Annotated in this window: 13 protein-coding genes, 1 tRNA gene and 2 pseudogenes; 14 read left to right on the forward strand and 2 right to left on the reverse strand. The window is 60.6% G+C overall.

Annotated features, from left to right (window positions below):
• Positions 1-49: 49 nt before the first annotated feature.
• The 3 genes from GGR61_RS12120 to GGR61_RS12130 all read left to right on the forward strand — a co-directional run bounded on the left by GGR61_RS12120 (position 50) and on the right by GGR61_RS12130 (position 3,311).
• On the forward strand, positions 50-451 hold the full coding sequence (locus GGR61_RS12120) for a TrbC/VirB2 family protein (RefSeq protein ID WP_184621616.1): 402 nt from the start codon (positions 50-52) through the stop codon (positions 449-451).
• On the forward strand, positions 444-755 hold the full coding sequence (locus GGR61_RS12125) for a VirB3 family type IV secretion system protein (RefSeq protein ID WP_184621618.1): 312 nt from the start codon (positions 444-446) through the stop codon (positions 753-755). The genes GGR61_RS12120 and GGR61_RS12125 overlap by 8 nt, the downstream gene beginning before the upstream one ends.
• Positions 756-857: 102 nt before the next feature.
• Positions 858-3,311: a VirB4 family type IV secretion/conjugal transfer ATPase gene (locus GGR61_RS12130; RefSeq protein WP_184621620.1), complete on the forward strand. Its 2,454-nt coding sequence runs from the start codon at positions 858-860 to the stop codon at positions 3,309-3,311.
• A 560-nt stretch (positions 3,312-3,871) separates the two neighbouring features.
• On the opposite strand, the pseudogene GGR61_RS12135 reads toward GGR61_RS12130, so the two are convergent.
• Both GGR61_RS12135 and GGR61_RS21165 read right to left on the reverse strand, forming a co-directional pair.
• A pseudogene (locus tag GGR61_RS12135) lies at positions 3,872-4,430 on the reverse strand (transposase); the annotation flags it as partial.
• Positions 4,431-4,456: 26 nt separating this feature from the next.
• A pseudogene (locus GGR61_RS21165) lies at positions 4,457-4,546 on the reverse strand (IS5/IS1182 family transposase); the annotation flags it as partial.
• A gap of 521 nt (positions 4,547-5,067) precedes the next feature.
• Between GGR61_RS21165 and thrS the strand changes: the two are divergent.
• The 11 genes from thrS (at position 5,068) to GGR61_RS12190 (ending at position 15,547) form a co-directional block, all read left to right on the forward strand.
• Positions 5,068-6,972, forward strand: a complete 1,905-nt coding sequence (gene thrS / locus GGR61_RS12140) for a threonine--tRNA ligase (RefSeq protein WP_184621622.1) — start codon at positions 5,068-5,070, stop codon at positions 6,970-6,972.
• Positions 6,973-7,035: 63 nt separating this feature from the next.
• A complete protein-coding gene (infC, locus tag GGR61_RS12145; protein WP_074057168.1) occupies positions 7,036-7,563 on the forward strand; it encodes a translation initiation factor IF-3 in 528 nt (175 codons plus the stop codon).
• Positions 7,564-7,804: 241 nt separating this feature from the next.
• On the forward strand, positions 7,805-8,002 hold the full coding sequence (rpmI, locus tag GGR61_RS12150; protein ID WP_002811096.1) for a 50S ribosomal protein L35: 198 nt from the start codon (positions 7,805-7,807) through the stop codon (positions 8,000-8,002).
• 10 nt (positions 8,003-8,012) lie between these two features.
• Positions 8,013-8,372, forward strand: a complete 360-nt coding sequence (gene rplT, locus GGR61_RS12155) for a 50S ribosomal protein L20 (protein WP_016903313.1) — start codon at positions 8,013-8,015, stop codon at positions 8,370-8,372.
• A gap of 296 nt (positions 8,373-8,668) precedes the next feature.
• Entirely contained in the window at positions 8,669-9,664 is a 996-nt protein-coding gene (pheS, locus tag GGR61_RS12160; protein ID WP_184621624.1) for a phenylalanine--tRNA ligase subunit alpha, read from the forward strand.
• A 115-nt stretch (positions 9,665-9,779) separates the two neighbouring features.
• Entirely contained in the window at positions 9,780-12,158 is a 2,379-nt protein-coding gene (gene pheT, locus GGR61_RS12165) for a phenylalanine--tRNA ligase subunit beta (protein WP_184621626.1), read from the forward strand.
• 21 nt (positions 12,159-12,179) lie between these two features.
• Entirely contained in the window at positions 12,180-12,479 is a 300-nt protein-coding gene (locus tag GGR61_RS12170) for an integration host factor subunit alpha (RefSeq protein WP_002811076.1), read from the forward strand.
• On the forward strand, positions 12,460-12,816 hold the full coding sequence (locus tag GGR61_RS12175) for a MerR family transcriptional regulator (protein WP_005995911.1): 357 nt from the start codon (positions 12,460-12,462) through the stop codon (positions 12,814-12,816). The genes GGR61_RS12170 and GGR61_RS12175 overlap by 20 nt, the downstream gene beginning before the upstream one ends.
• Before the next feature lie 60 nt (positions 12,817-12,876).
• Positions 12,877-12,953: transfer RNA gene (locus tag GGR61_RS12180), tRNA-Pro, on the forward strand.
• Between the two features lie 474 nt (positions 12,954-13,427).
• Positions 13,428-14,126 (forward strand): polysaccharide biosynthesis/export family protein, encoded by a 699-nt coding sequence (locus GGR61_RS12185; RefSeq protein ID WP_184408346.1) that lies wholly within the window; start codon positions 13,428-13,430, stop codon positions 14,124-14,126.
• Entirely contained in the window at positions 14,108-15,547 is a 1,440-nt protein-coding gene (locus GGR61_RS12190) for a GumC family protein (RefSeq protein ID WP_184621628.1), read from the forward strand. Before GGR61_RS12185 ends, GGR61_RS12190 begins: the two co-directional genes overlap by 19 nt.
• Positions 15,548-15,652: the final 105 nt, after the last annotated feature.

The raw sequence follows: 15,652 nt of genomic DNA on the forward strand, positions 1-15,652 counted from the left end.
CCTGCCAAGGACTGGCTGCTAGACCCCCCCTGCTCCCAAGGAGATTGAAATGAAGTTCGAAATCGACAAGAAGACGGCAGCCGACGCCAAGATGATTGGTAAGCAGGCGTTGAAGGCTCTGGTGTTCACCTCGTTGATCCTGGTTGCCGGCGGGGGCATGGCACAGGAAACTGGTGGTCTCGGAGAGACGGGCAAAAAAATGTGCGGCTTCCTTAACAACGTCAACGGGCTGCTGAATATGGGTTCGGCGCTTGTTGTGACAATTGCCGTGGTCATCGCCGGTTATCAGATTGCGTTTGCTCACAAGCGTATCTCTGAAGTATCTCCGATTCTGATTGGCGGTGTCCTGATCGGCGCGGCCGCTCAGATTGCCAATATGGTGATCGGCAAAGACGGTGGCACCGACGGTTGCGTATCCAACACGCTGCTGCAGTTTGCCAACTATGCATAAAGACGTCCTCTTCCGTGGGTGTACCCGTCCGGCGATGTTTCTGGGAGTGCCTTACATCCCATTCTTCATCGGCGCCGGCGGCGGCCTGCTGTTGGGAATGTACTTCAATCTTTGGTACCTGCTGACAATTCCGGTCATCATCTTTGTCATGCAACAGATGGCCAAGAGGGATGACATGATCTTCAGGTTGCTGGGGTTGCGATGGTTGTTCCGGATGCGTGCTCGAAACGTCCAGCGCTATTCGGGAATGTGGGTCTTCACTCCAAACGAATATCGGAAGACTCCCCCAGGAAAACCTCGGTGAGCACGTGAACCGCTTGACCAGCCCCATGCGCGCAAGCTGCATGGGGTTGGCGTTTGAAACGATCCTAATGGTGTGATGCTTCCTTCTTAAATTGGTAAGACCATGTTCAGCCCCGATAGTCCGATCAGCGAATTTGTCTCCATTTCAACCCATGTCGCACCGTCCGTTCTCAAGACGACCGGTGGTGATTACTTATTGATCTGGCATCTGGCTGGTTTGCCTTTCGTCGGGCGTGACGAGTTCGAGCTCGAGCAGCGCCACAACACGTTCAATCGCCTTGTGCAGACCCTGCGTGCTCCGGACTTCGCCAATGTGGCGTTCTGGGTGCACGATGTCCGTCGCCGCCGCAGGATTGGTAATGCCGGCCGTTTCAAGCAGTCGTTCAACCAGGGACTGTCCGACGAGTATTACGCTGCGCTATCGTCGCAAAAGATCATGCAGAACGAATTGTACTTCAGCATGATCTACCGTCCGGTGGTCACGGGTCGTCGAATGATGGAGAAGTCGGGTGATCCCGACAAGATCCGCGTCGAAGAAGAGCAGGCGATCGCCAAGGTGATCGAACTGGCCACCAACGTTGAGGCGGTGCTGAAGGATTACTCGCCTTATCGACTGGGCATGTACGAGGCCAAGAATGGCGTCGTGTTTTCCGAGACGCTGGAGTTTCTGGGTTATCTATTGAATCGGATCGACGAGCCGGTCCCGGTGCTGCAGGCGCCGGTTTCGGCGTATCTGCCTGTCAGCAAGCATATGTTTGCGAACAAGACCGGCGACTTCGTCATCCGCACGCCCGATGGCATCAATCATTTTGGCGCGATCCTCAACGTCAAGGAATATGCCGATGGGACGTATCCGGGCATCCTGAATGGCCTGAAGTATCTGGACTTTGAATATGTGATTACCCATTCCTTCAGTCCGGTCGGTCGCCACGACGCGCTGAAGGTGCTCGAACGCACCAAGGGCATGATGATTTCGTCGGGCGACAAGTCTTCCAGCCAGATCCGCGACCTGGACCTGGCGATGGATGATGTGGCGTCGGGCAACTTCGTGCTGGGCGAGTATCACTTTACCCTTGCGGTCTACGCCGACAGCCAGGAAAAACTCGCCCGTCAGATTGCGACCACGCGTGCGGAGCTGTCCAACGCTGGCTTTGTGTCGTCCAAGGAAGACCTTGCGATCGCCTCGTCGTTCTATGCGCAGCTGCCGGGTAACTGGCGCTTTCGCACGCGCATCGCCAACCTGAGTTCGCTCAACTTCTTGGGCCTGTCGCCGCTGCACAACTTTGCCCAGGGCAAGCAACACAATAACCCGTGGGGCGATTGCGTCACCACGCTGCAGACCACCAATGGCCAGCCGTATTACTTCAACTTCCACGCCACGCACCCGGCCGAGAATTCCCTCGGTGAGAAGGCGATTGCCAACACGATGGTGATCGGCAAGTCCGGTACCGGTAAGACGGCGCTGATCAACTTTCTGTTGAGCCAGGTGCAGAAGTTCGATCCGATCCCGACGATCTTTTTCTTCGACAAGGATCGCGGCGCGGAGATTTTCGTGCGTGCCTGCGGTGGCAATTATCTGGCGTTGGAGAACGGCGCGCCGACCGGCTTCAACCCGTTTCAGTGCGAGAGCAACGAGGCGAACACGCAGTTTCTGGCCGAGCTGATCAAGGTGCTCGGCGGCAAGGTCGAGTACAGCGCCCGCGAGGAAGAAGACATCTACCGTGCAGTGGAAGGCATGCTGGACACGCCGATGCACCTGCGCAGCATGAGCAACTTCCGCAAGAGCCTGCCCAACATGGGCGACGACGGCCTGTATGCGCGCCTGCGTCGCTGGACGGCGGGCAATTCGCTGGGCTGGGTGTTCGACAACCCGGTGGACACGATCGACCTGACGCGCGCTTCGATCATCGGCTTCGACTATACCGATGTGATCGATAACGCCGAAGTGCGCGTGCCGGTGATCAACTACCTGCTGCATCGCCTGGAAGCGCTGATCGATGGACGTCCGCTGATCTATGTGATGGACGAATTCTGGAAGATCCTGGACGGCAAGGGCGGTTTGAAGGAATTCGCCAAGAACAAGCAGAAGACCATCCGTAAGCAGAACGGTATGGGGATCTTCGCAACGCAAAGCCCTGAAGATGCGCTGGCCAGCGACATCGCGGCAGCGCTGATCGAGCAGACCGCCACGATGATCCTGCTGCCCAACCCCAGCGCCAGTCGCGACGACTACATGGAAGGCCTCAAGCTCACCGATGCCGAGTATCAGGTGGTGGTGTCGCTGGACGAGCGCTCGCGCTGCTTCCTGGTCAAGCAAGGCCACGCCTCGGCGGTGTGCCAGCTCAACCTGCGCGGGATGGACGACGCGCTGTCGGTGATCTCCTCATCGACCGACAACATCGAGATCATGCATCAGATCCTGGCACGCAAGGCCGGCCAGCTAGGGGTGAGCGTGGACCAGCTGACCCCGGAGCAGTGGCTGGAAGATTTTTATGCCAACCGCAAGGGCTCGGGCAAGCGCGCGTCGGCCAAGGACAAGGAAGTCGAAGATGCATAACACCTTTTTCAAGCAGCGGCAGATGTATGCGGCACCATGTTCATCCGTGTAATAGGGTGGGTGGGTGAAGAGCGTTATGAAATAAATTCATGTATTTTTTACGAAGGCATAGGGCCATTTTTTTGAAAAACCATAGATCTCTCAGGGTGGCTTAGAGTGGGCGTCATTCTGCGAGTATGGTTTTTCTTGTAATGAAAAGTATTGCTTGCACTGGCTGAAAGTCAGAGATCCAGTCGCAGCCACAGGGCAGTGAGTCTAAGGGCAAAGATCAATAAGCCTGGAATTGATATCTCAACTGCAAAGATTTTGGGTGTAGCTTCAAGTAAGCCGGTCAGCGCAACGACCCATATGCCTCCGACCCTCGGAGAGCTTATATCGATAGTCAGGGGGTTAATGGATTTGGCATCCGGAGCTGAAATTTTTGGCGCATCGCGCAATTGCTAGAAGTATTTATTTCAAGTGGGTGGCGAGCCGCTGAGTTGCTGCATGCTCAGTGCTGTTTACAAGGTCTTAAACAATCCCGATGGTATCAAGGTTTAAATACAGTCGGATAGAGCATGTTATGATCTTTGAAAGAGCGTTGCTGCATTTCCCAACATCAGGATCGTAAAGATTCATAATGAAGACCGGCCAAGGTTTCCGGCAGTCGTTCATAGTCGCGTGCCATTTGTCTGAAACGTTTGGCCCATCCGAAGCTGCGCTCGACGACCGATCGGCGCGGTAACAAGACAAAGCCTTGTTTCGCTTCTTGCAGCTTGATGATGTGCAACTCAATGCCTTCTTCCTTGGTCGCCTGCGCCGCTTCCTGGCCGATGTAGCCCAATCTACAAAGGCGATCTTGATCGTTTCACGGGTCGGGTGCAGTACCTGTTGGGTCAACGATCGGCCCTGGGCGCGCCCTGCTCATTGGCTGGTGTGACCTGGACGGCAAGCAGATGTCCCTACGTATCGACCGCCATATGGGTCTTGCTTCCCTTCTTGCGTTTGTAGCCATAGTATCCAGCACGCGGCCCGCTGCAGCGGGTGGCCATCAAAAAACGCGCTCGGCTGGGATTTCTTCTCTTGCGCCACACTCAGGAGTGAGATCAGATCGCTGAAAATGGCCTCAAAGCAGCCGGCCTGGGTACATCTCTCGGTTGTACCACCCAAGGCTCGATCCGGTTGGGCTTCGGTGGGGCAACCGGCACGAAAACCAGATCAAGCGGCAACTGCCGTGTTTTGTCTCCTTCGTAAGCATCGTACCTCTGCAGATGAATCGGCTGCTTCACTGACCCAAGATGTGTTCAGTTCCGTCATTAGCAGAAAACAACCGCGCGTTCGATGTCGATGTAACGATGTCTTGCTGCCGGTGATCTGGCGCTCAAAGCCAGCGCGATCGTCGTGACCGCTTTGGATTTTGCCCGATCGTAGGGGTCTTCGACCACATCGCTTTGATCGGTAGCGGCGGGCGAGTGGCCGGCATCATGCCACCCGCCCGCCGGCCCCGTGCTGGCATGCGCAACGCCGGGCTGATTGGTTTACCATTCGTCTCCAAGACCCCTTGCGAGAAGGTGGCCCGCGCCCCGCGCCGGCCCAGCGTGCGACATGAGCACTACCACCGCCCACCGCTGATTCCGGCCGCGCCAGTTCGCAGGGCGCCCGCGCGGCGTTCTTCCTGCATCACCTCTCGCCGCATCCCTATCCGAGCCTGTCCCGCAAAGGGCAGATCTCCCTTGCAGCCGTCGCGCTGCAGCCAGCACAGACCTCATTCTTGCCCATGATCAACATCACGCTCCCCGACGGCAGCCGCCGCGAATTCGAATCCCCCGTCTCGGTGATGCAGGTCGCCCAGTCGATCGGTGCCGGCCTGGCCAAGGCCACCATCGCCGGCCAGGTGGACGGCCAGCTGGTCGACGCCAGCGACGTCATCGACCATGACGCCAGCCTGCGCATCATCACCGCCAAGGACGCCGAAGGCGTGGAGATCATCCGCCACTCGTGCGCGCACTTGGTCGGGCATGCGGTCAAGCAGCTGTATCCCGAGGTCAAGATGGTGATCGGCCCGGTCATCGCCGAAGGCTTCTATTACGACATCTACAGCGAGCGCCCCTTCACGCCCGAAGACATGGCCGCGATCGAGCAGCGCATGCAGGAACTGATCGCGCAGGACTACGAGGTGATCAAGAAGGTCACCCCGCGCGCCGAGGTGATCGAGCTGTTCGCCCAGCGCGGCGAGGAATACAAGCTGCGGCTGATCGAGGACATGTCCGACGACATCACCGCGATGGGCCTGTACTACCACCAGGAATACGTGGACATGTGCCGCGGCCCGCACGTGCCCAATACGCGCTTTCTCAAAGCGTTCAAGCTGACCCGCATTTCCGGCGCCTACTGGCGCGGCGATGCCAAGAACGAGCAGCTGCAGCGCATCTACGGCACTGCCTGGGCCGATAAGAAGCAGCTGGACGCCTACATCCTGCGCATGGAAGAAGCCGACAAGCGCGACCATCGCCGCATCGGCAAGCAGCAGGACCTGTTCCATCTGCAGGAAGAGGCGCCCGGTCTGGTGTTCTGGCACCCCAAGGGCTGGTCGCTGTGGCAGGTGGTCGAGCAGTACATGCGCAAGGTCTATCGCGACAGCGGCTACGGCGAGGTGCGTTGCCCGCAAATCCTGGACGTGTCGCTGTGGCAGAAATCCGGCCACTGGGACAACTACCAGGACGCGATGTTCTTCACCGAGTCGGAAAAGCGCACCTACGCGGTCAAGCCGATGAACTGCCCCGGCCACGTGCAGGTGTTCAACCAGGGCCTGCACAGTTACCGCGACCTGCCGATCCGCTACGGTGAGTTCGGTGCCTGCCACCGCAACGAGCCCTCCGGCGCGCTGCACGGCATCCTGCGCGTGCGCGGCTTCACCCAGGACGACGGGCACGTGTTCTGCCTGGAATCGCAGATCGAATCCGAAGTCACCGCGTTCCATCAGCAGGCGTTGGCGGTCTACACCGCGTTCGGTTTCGACGATATCGAGATCAAGATTGCGCTACGCCCGGAAAAGCGCCTGGGCGACGACGTCACCTGGGACAAGGCCGAGGCGGCGCTGCGCAGCGCGCTGGGCGTGTGCGGGGTGGAGTGGCAGGAGCTGCCGGGTGAGGGCGCCTTCTACGGCCCCAAGATCGAGTATCACCTCAAGGACGCCATCGGCCGCACCTGGCAGCTGGGCACCATGCAGGTCGATTTCATGATGCCCGGCCGCCTCGGCGCAGAGTACGTGGACGAGCACAGCCAGAAGAGGCATCCGGTGATGCTGCACCGGGCGATCGTCGGTTCGATGGAGCGTTTCATCGGCATCTTGATAGAACACCACGCCGGTGCCTTCCCGTCCTGGCTCGCCCCGGTCCAGGTCGTTGTCGCAAATATCACCGACGCACAGGCAGACTATGTGGACTCGGTTCGGAAAACCCTTGCAAATCAAGGCTTCCGTGTCAACGCCGATTTGCGTAATGAGAAGATCGGTTATAAGATTCGCGAGCATACGCTGCAACGCGTGCCGTACCTGCTCGTCGTCGGTGACCGCGAGAAGGAAAATGGCGCAGTCGCCGTGCGGACGCGTTCGGGGGAGGACCTCGGGACCATGACGGTCTCTGCCTTCATCGAACGCCTGCAGGCAGAGCAGGCAGCGTGAGCCAACCCCGGCCGGTCTGGATGATCCGGATGCGCCGGTTCGATTCCCCTGGGAGATTGCAATATCAGTACCCCTGACAACAAACAGAACCGCAAGAACCAAGAAATCCGTGTGCCGCGCGTCCGCGTGATCGGCAGTGACGGTGAGATGGTCGGCGTGTTGTCGCGCGACGAAGCGCTCGCCAAGGCCGAGGAAGAAGGCCTGGATCTGGTCGAAATCCAGCCGCAGGCCGATCCGCCGGTCTGCAAGATCATGGATTTCGGCAAGTTCAAGTTCGAGCAGCAGAAAAAGGCCAACGAGGCCAAGAAGAAGACCAAGCAGGTCGAGATCAAGGAACTCAAGTTCCGTCCGGTCACGGACGAGGGCGACTACCAGATCAAGCTGCGCAACATGCGTCGCTTCCTGGAAGAGGGCGACAAGGTCAAGGTCAACATCCGCTTCCGTGGCCGTGAAATGAGCCACCAGGAGCTGGGCCGCGAAATGGCGTCCCGGATCGAGGCCGATCTGGGCGAAGACATCGTCATCGAGTCGCGTCCGCGCCTGGAAGGGCGGCAGATGGTCATGATGATCGCGCCGAAGAAGAAGATCTGATCGCACGTTGCGCCGGGCCTCGCTGGGGTCCGGCGCTGCTGCGGCGGCGTCCGATTTGCAAGAATTCCCGGTAACGGGTAGACTGCGCGGCCCGGTTTTGCCGGGGCGCCGCGTAGGCGGTACAGGACCTGTCCGGATCGTGTTCGATCAAGGACTTACAAGCAGGCAAGGGCATGGATGGAAAGCGTGGTCGCAAGACTGCCGCCCGGGTCAGTGACAAAACACCATCAAGGACATAGCAATGCCCAAGATCAAGACCAACCGGGCGGCGGCCAAGCGTTTCCGCAAGACCGCCTCCGGCAAGTACAAGTGCGGCCACGCAAACCGTAGCCATATCCTCACGAAGAAAGCGACCAAGCGGAAGCGCAACCTGCGGCAGACGAATCACGTCCGTGCCGAGGACGCAGGCCGTCTTGACCGTATGCTTCCCTACCTCTGAGGACTGAACCATGGCACGAGTAAAGCGTGGTGTGCAGGCGCGCCGCCGCCACAAGAAAATTCTGACTCTGGCGAAGGGCTACTACAATGCCCGCCGCAAGGTCTTCCGCGTCGCCAAGCAGGCGGTCATCAAGGCACAGCAGTACGCCTATATCGGCCGTAAGCAGAAGAAGCGCGTCTTCCGTTCGTTGTGGATCACCCGCATCAATGCGGCTGCCCGCATCAATGGCCTGAGCTACAGCCGCTTCATGAATGGCCTGTTGAAGGCCGGTATCACCCTGGACCGCAAGGTGCTGGCCGATATCGCCGTGCACGACGCCGCCGGCTTTGCTGCGCTGGCCGAGAAAGCCAAGGGTGCGCTGGCGGCATAGGTGCGAGTCCCTCGCAAGAGCCCGCACGTGGTTGGTGCGAGTCCTTCGCAAGAGCCCGCACATCCATGTGCGGACTGTTGAAGGGGTAGATCGTCTCGAGCAGCCGCACACTCGTGTGCCTGCTTTTGGTGATGAAACGCAGATATGCAGGGGGGAAGGGCGCGAGTCCTTCCCCTTTTGCGTTTTAGACGACAGGCATCGTTGCTTGGGTGCATGGCAAGACGAGATTTGAGTGGCAATGCGTTCCGGTGCATCCGGAAACATCGTTCGGTTGACGCAGTTGAGGCGCGAGTGCAATGAGTGAGATTCAATCCCTGACCGAGCGTGCGCTGGCCGATGTCGCCGCCGCGCAGACGCCGGACCAACTGGAGGCCTTGCGCGTCGCGTTGCTGGGCAAGAGCGGCAGCATCACCGCACAGCTCAAGCAGCTCGGCACGCTGCCAGCCGATCAGCGCAAAGCCGCTGGCGAAGCGATCAACCTGTCGCGCGATGCGCTGACCGCTGCATTGGCCGAGCGCAAACACACGCTGGAAAATGCCGCGCTGGACGCACGTCTGGCCGGAGAGCGGATCGATGTCACCTTGCCGGGTCGTCGCAGCGAACGTGGCGGGTTGCATCCGGTCACGCGCACGCTTGAGCGCATCGTCGAGATATTTGCGCGCCTGGGCTATGAGTTGTCCGATGGTCCGGAGATCGAGGACGACTGGCACAACTTCGAAGCGTTGAACTTTCCGCCGCACCATCCGGCGCGTGCGATGCACGACACGTTCTATTTCGGCGATGGCCGCCTGTTGCGCACCCACACTTCCGGCGTGCAGGTGCGCTACATGGATGCGCACAAACCGCCGCTGCGCATGATCGCGGCCGGCAAGGTGTATCGCTCCGACTCGGACCAGACCCACTCGCCGATGTTCCATCAGGTCGAAGGCCTGCTGGTGGACGAGCATTCCACTTTCGCCGATCTCAAGGGCACCTTGTCCGAGTTCGTGCGGGCGTTTTTCGAGCGCGATTTCGAAATGCGCTTCCGCCCCAGCTATTTCCCGTTCGTGGAACCGGGCGCGGAAGTGGATATCGCCTGGCAGCAGCCCGACGGCAGCACGCGCTGGCTGGAAGTGCTCGGCTGCGGCATGGTGCATCCGAACGTGCTGCGCAGCGTCGGCATCGACCCGGAGCGCTACACCGGCTTCGCGTTCGGCCTGGGCGTGGAGCGCTTTGCGATGCTGCGCTATGGCGTCAACGACCTGCGCGCGTTCTTCGAAAACGATGTGCGCTTTCTCAGGCAGTTTGCTTGACGGCCGGGAATGGTGATTCGGGATTCGGGATTCGCAACAGCGCCCTTGTTCCGCACCATCTCCGACGACTGTTTTTTACGAATCCCCAATCCCGATTCCCGAATCCCGGCTTCTCATGAAATTCTCTGAAAATTGGCTACGCAGCCACGTTCCCATCCAGGCGACCCGCGACGAGCTTGCCGCGACGCTGACGGCGATCGGTCTGGAGGTCGAAGAGGTCACGCCGTTGGGCGAGGCCCTGGGGCAGGTGGTGGTAGCGCGCATCGTCGAGGCGGTGCGTCACCCGGAAGCCGATCGTTTGCAGGTGTGCAGCGTCGATGCAGGGCAGGGCGAGTTGCTGCAGATCGTGTGTGGCGCGCCCAATGCGCGCGCCGGTCTGGTAGCGCCGTTGGCGCTGGTCGGTGCGCGGATCGGCGAGCTGACCATCACTGCCGCCAAGCTGCGCGGGGTGGCGTCCAATGGCATGTTGTGTTCGGCCAAGGAGCTGGGGCTTGATAGCGATGCGTCCGGGCTGTTCGAGTTGCCGGACGATGCGCCGGTGGGTCAGGCGCTGGCCGAGTATCTGGGGCTGCCCGACGCCAGCATCGAGATCAAACTCACGCCCAATCGCGCCGATTGTTTCAGCGTGCGCGGCATCGCCTTCGATGTGGCGGCCGCATGCGCCAGCCAAGTGGTGGCCTTCGATGCGGCTGCGGTAGCGCCGGTGTCGATGCGCACGCTGGCGGTGGAATTGCATGCCGGCAGCGAGGCGCCGCGTTATTGCGGGCGCGTGATCGAAGGCATCGACCCAACGGCCAAAACGCCAGTGTGGTTGGCCGAGCGGCTGCGCCGCAGCGGTGTGCGGCCGGTCTCGCTGCTGGTGGATATCACTCAGTACGTGATGCTGGAACTGGGCCAGCCGATGCATGCGTTCGATCTGGACACGCTGCAAGGCCCGATCGGCGTACGCCGATCGCGCAGCGGTGAACAACTCGCGCTGCTGGATGGACGGCAGGTCACGCTGGACGACAGCTTCCTGACCATCACCGATGCCGATCGCCCCGTCGCATTGGCTGGTCTGATGGGCGGGCTGGACACGCGCGTCACAGAGGCCACGCGCAATGTGTTTCTGGAGTCGGCGTACTTCGACCCGGCCGCGATCATGGGCCGTGGCCGCAAGTTAGGCCTGCATACCGATGCCGGCCATCGCTTCGAACGCGGTGTGGATCCAGCATTGCCGCCGCAAGCGATCGAGGAGGCCACGCGGTTGGTGCTGGAACTTGCGGGCGGCACGCCGGGCCCGGTCGTGCATGCGCAATTGCCGCAGCATCTGCCGCAGCCGGCGCGCATCCTGCTGCGGCGTGCGCGGATCACGCGCGTGCTCGGCATCCAGATCGACGATGCCGAGGTTGCGCGCATTCTGAGCGCGCTCGGCATGCAGCTCGAGGCGGTGGCCGAAGGCTGGCAGGTGATGGCGCCGAGCCGCCGCTTCGATATCGCCATCGAAGAGGATCTGATCGAAGAGCTGGCGCGGATTCACGGTTACGACCGGATACCGACCACATTGCCTGGCGGTGCCAGTCGCATCGCCATGCCGAGCGAGACCCAGCTCGATGAGCTCAGCGTGCGACGCCAACTGGTGGCGCGCGAGCTGCAGGAAACCATCAATTACGCCTTCGTCGATGCCACGTTGCTGGAGCGCTGGAAGCTGGCCGATGGCCTGGTGCCGTTGGCCAATCCGCTCAGTGCCGAGCTTGCGATCATGCGCCCGCGCCTGTTGCCCGGCCTGGTGGCGACACTGGGCCGCAACGCCGCCCGCCAGGCCGGGCGCGTGCGCCTGTTCGAATTGGGCAAGGTGTTCGCGGCGGCTGCCGACACCGGCGCCGCGCCGCTGGAGGCGCAGCATGTCGCCGCTGCCGTCTGTGGCGATGCCTTGGCGCTGCAATGGGGCGAACCCGCGCGCAAGGTGGACTTCCATGACCTGAAAGGCGACCTGATGGCGCTGGCTGCGGCCAGTGGTGCGGTGCTGGAGTTCCAGCCTTCCACCGAGCCGTTCGGGCACCCGGGGCGCTCGGCCGATATCCATCGCGACGGCGTGCGCATCGGCTGGATCGGGCAGGTGCACCCGCGCCTGGCCAAGGCGCTGGACATCGACGTGGACGTGATCGCATTCGAGCTGCAGCTTGCCCCGCTGGTGCAGCGTGCGCTGCCGCGCGCCGGCGAACTGTCGCGGTTCCCATCGGTGCGCCGCGATCTGGCCTTCCTGGTGCCGGAAGAGGTGAGCTGGGCGGCGCTGTCGGCCAGCGTACGCACCTCGGTGGGGCCGTTGTTGCGCGAGGTGCAGCTGTTCGACCGTTATGTCGGGCAGGGGGTCGAGCCAGGTTTCAAGAGTCTGGCTATGGGCTTGATTTTGCAGGATAACTCGCGCACTCTCACCGACCGGGACGTGGATGCGGTCGTTACCGATGTGGTGGCCGTGATCGAGCGCGAGCACCGCGCCCGGATCCGGAGTTGAGGCGGTAACCAGGGGATTGGCATGGCATTGACGAAAGCGGAGATGGCCGAACGTCTGTTCGACGAGGTCGGTCTGAACAAGCGCGAGGCAAAGGAATTTGTCGATGCGTTTTTCGATGTGCTGCGCGATGCGCTGGAGCAGGGCCGTCAGGTGAAGCTGTCCGGGTTCGGCAACTTCGATCTGCGGCGCAAGAATCAACGGCCCGGTCGCAACCCCAAGACCGGCGAAGAAATTCCGATTTCGGCACGCACGGTGGTGACCTTCCGTCCTGGCCAGAAGCTCAAGGAGCGGGTGGAGGCTTATGCTGGATCCGGGCAGTAATCGCGAGCTACCGCCGATTCCGGCCAAGCGCTACTTCACCATCGGCGAGGTCAGCGAGTTGTGCGACGTCAAACCGCACGTGCTGCGCTATTGGGAAACCGAGTTTCCGAGCCTGGAGCCGGTCAAGCGACGCGGCAATCGACGCTACTACCAGCGCCACGACGTGCTGATGGTGCGGCAGATTCGTGGCCTGCTCTACGAGCAGGGCTACACCATCGGTGGCGCGCGTCTGCGTCTGGAAGGCGATGGTGCCAAGAGCGAGTCGGCATTGAGCAATCAGATCATCAAGCAGGTGCGCATGGAACTGGAAGAAGTGCTGCAACTGCTGCGACGCTAGGAAAACGCTTCACAAAGCCGCTATACTCGCAGGCCGCCCTCGCGGCGGATGCAGCATCTTCGGGGTATAGCGCAGCCTGGTAGCGCACTAGTCTGGGGGACTAGTGGTCGTCGGTTCGAATCCGGCTACCCCGACCAAACATAAGGCCCATGTCTTCACGGACGTGGGCTTTTTTGTTGCGACGCAGCACGATGTTTCCGGGTTGTCATACGGGTGACTTAGTATGCGGATCGGCATAGTGGAGCCATGCGGGATCCGTTCTGTAGAGACCGTTCCTGTGCAGCTGAATCCGCGATGGACCTGGTTCACGGAATGCTGCTAAGTGTCAGAAAATGCTCCGAATCATTGCGATTGAATCCGGATCTGGATCACGTTCTGTTAACGCGGCAATGACGAACTTGAATCAATGGTCCAACGCCGTCAAAAAAATGGCGTGCAGCAGCTTGCGATGCGTTGGTTCTATGCCATAGTGCACTGCAACACGTCACACCTGTCGTGATCCCGATCTGCTCGGGAAGCAACTCTCTGTCGTACGTTCGTGCTGGCGCGTTTGGCCGGTTGAATGCTGCGCGAGGTCCTGTCCCACCCAACCGAGGCAGCCAGCCACACGCATGAAGAAACTGATCGGACGATTCTGCCAAGGTATCAGCCTGGCGTTGATCTGCTCGATGACACTGGGCGCTTGCAGCACCGGGAAGGGCATGGCGTCGTCATTGCCGCTTCCCGACCCGCTCGCAATGTCCGCTGTGCAGCCCGAGTACCGACTCTCCCCAGGCGACTTGCTGCTGGTCAAGGTGTTCCAGATCGATGATCTGGAGCGTCAGGTCCGCATCGATCAGAACGGCCATATCTCGTTGCCGCTGATCGGCGACATCAACGCCGCCGGCATGGGCGTGGGTGAATTTGAAAAGATCGTGGCCGACCGCTACCGCTCCGGCTACTTGCAGAATCCGCAGGTGTCGGTGTTCGTGCAGGAGTCCAATGGCCGTCGCGTCACCGTGACCGGCGCGGTCGACGAGCCGGGCATCTACCCGGTGATCGGCTCCAACCTCACCCTGCAGCAGGCCATTGCCCAGGCCAAGGGCGTGAGTACGGTGGCCAGCCGTGGCAACGTCATCGTATTCCGCATGGTCAACGGGCAAAAGATGATTGCGCGATTCGACCTGACCGAGATCGAGAAGGGAGCCAATCCCGATCCTGAGATTTACGGCGGCGACATTATCGTGGTGTACCGCTCGGATGCGCGCGTTTGGTTGCGCACCATGCTGGAACTGACTCCTCTTGTGATGGTGTGGCGCGCTTACCGATGAGTATGAATTCCGACAATCGTTCCTCTTCGTCTCATCGTCACGGGCATCTCGAGCTGGCGGATGTGAGCCTGCTCGACTACTGGCGCGCCTTGGTGTCGCAGCGCTGGTTGATCCTTCTGATCATCCTGGGTGCGGTGTTGCTGGCGCTTGGCGTCACCTTGCTGATGCCCGAGAAGTACCGTGCCACCAGCACGCTGCAGATCGAGCGCGACTCGCTCAACGTGGTGAACGTGGCGAACCTGATGCCGGTGGAGTCGCCGCAGGATCGTGACTTTTACCAGACCCAGTACCAGTTGCTGCAGAGCCGTTCGCTGGCGCGCGCGGTGATTCGCGAAGCCAAGCTCGATCAGGAGCCGGCCTTCAAGGAGCAGGTCGAGGAAGCGCTGGAAAAGGCGGCCGCCAAGAATCCGGAAGCCGGCAAGTCGTTGGACTCGCGTCAGGCGATCATCGAGCGCAGCCTCACCGATACCCTGCTGGCCGGACTGGTGGTCGAGCCGATCCTCAATTCGCGCCTGGTGTACGTCAACTACGATTCGCCCGACCCGGTGCTGGCAGCCAAGATCGCCAACACCTATCCCAAGGTGTTCATCGTCAGCACCCAGGAGCGCCGCATGAAGGCGTCTTCGTTCGCGACCCAGTTTCTGGCCGAACGTCTGGAGCAGTTGCGCGCAAAGGTCGAAGACTCCGAGAAGAACCTGGTCTCCTATTCGACCGAGGAGCAGATCGTGTCGGTGGGCGATGACAAGCCCTCGTTGCCTGCTCAGAACCTGACCGACCTCAACGCGTTGCTGGCATCGGCGCAGGACACCCGCATCAAGGCCGAGGCGGCGTGGCGCCAGGCTGCGAGCGGCGATTCCATGTCGCTGCCGCAGGTACTCAGCAATCCGCTCATCCAGAGCCTGCGCGGCGAACAGATCCGTCTGACCACCGAGTATCAGCAGAAGCTGTCGACCTTCAAGCCCGATTACCCGGAAATGCAGCGCCTCAAGGCGCAGATCGAAGAATCGCGTCGTCAGATCAATGGCGAGGTGATCAACATCCGCCAGTCGCTGAAGGCGACCTACGACGCGTCGGTGCATCAGGAAGAACTGCTCAACCAACGTATTGCCGGTCTGCGCAACAGCGAACTGGATCTGCAGAGCCGCAGCATCCACTACAACATGCTCAAGCGCGACGTCGATACCAACCGCCAGCTCTACGATGCGCTCCTGCAGCGCTACAAGGAGATCGGTGTGGCCGGCAACATTGCAGCCAACAACGTGACCATCGTCGATACCGCAGATGTGCCTACGTCGAAGACCTCGCCGAAAATCAAATTGAACCTCGCTTTGGGCTTCATCTTTGGCGTATTCCTGGGTGTGGCGGTGGCGCTTGTGCGTTACTTCCTGCGCGGTAATACGGCGGAAACGCGGTTGAACTGAGAATGCGCCGTTCCAGAACGGTGGTTAATTTAAGTGACAACTGATTCAGCGTGGAAAAGGTCGGATCCCGTATGTTCTGGGCTCCTTCGTTTGAAAGTTTGTCTC

The organism is Xanthomonas sp. 3058 (genome assembly GCF_014199765.1).
In the GTDB taxonomy this organism is placed as follows: Bacteria; Pseudomonadota; Gammaproteobacteria; order Xanthomonadales; family Xanthomonadaceae; genus Xanthomonas; species Xanthomonas campestris_B.

Excerpts from the sequence above, each read along its gene's own strand:
- GGR61_RS12125 (WP_184621618.1), top strand. The coding sequence starts at position 444 with ATGCATAAAGACGTCCTCTTCCGTGGGTGTACCCGTCCGGCGATGTTT.
- GGR61_RS12130 (WP_184621620.1), top strand. The coding sequence starts at position 858 with ATGTTCAGCCCCGATAGTCCGATCAGCGAATTTGTCTCCATTTCAACC.
- GGR61_RS12170 (WP_002811076.1), top strand. The coding sequence starts at position 12,180 with ATGGCATTGACGAAAGCGGAGATGGCCGAACGTCTGTTCGACGAGGTC.
- pheS (WP_184621624.1), top strand. The coding sequence starts at position 8,669 with ATGAGTGAGATTCAATCCCTGACCGAGCGTGCGCTGGCCGATGTCGCC.
- GGR61_RS12175 (WP_005995911.1), top strand. The coding sequence starts at position 12,460 with ATGCTGGATCCGGGCAGTAATCGCGAGCTACCGCCGATTCCGGCCAAG.
- rplT (WP_016903313.1), top strand. The coding sequence starts at position 8,013 with ATGGCACGAGTAAAGCGTGGTGTGCAGGCGCGCCGCCGCCACAAGAAA.
- GGR61_RS12120 (WP_184621616.1), top strand. The coding sequence starts at position 50 with ATGAAGTTCGAAATCGACAAGAAGACGGCAGCCGACGCCAAGATGATT.
- thrS (WP_184621622.1), top strand. The coding sequence starts at position 5,068 with ATGATCAACATCACGCTCCCCGACGGCAGCCGCCGCGAATTCGAATCC.
- GGR61_RS12185 (WP_184408346.1), top strand. The coding sequence starts at position 13,428 with ATGAAGAAACTGATCGGACGATTCTGCCAAGGTATCAGCCTGGCGTTG.
- rpmI (WP_002811096.1), top strand. The coding sequence starts at position 7,805 with ATGCCCAAGATCAAGACCAACCGGGCGGCGGCCAAGCGTTTCCGCAAG.
- pheT (WP_184621626.1), top strand. The coding sequence starts at position 9,780 with ATGAAATTCTCTGAAAATTGGCTACGCAGCCACGTTCCCATCCAGGCG.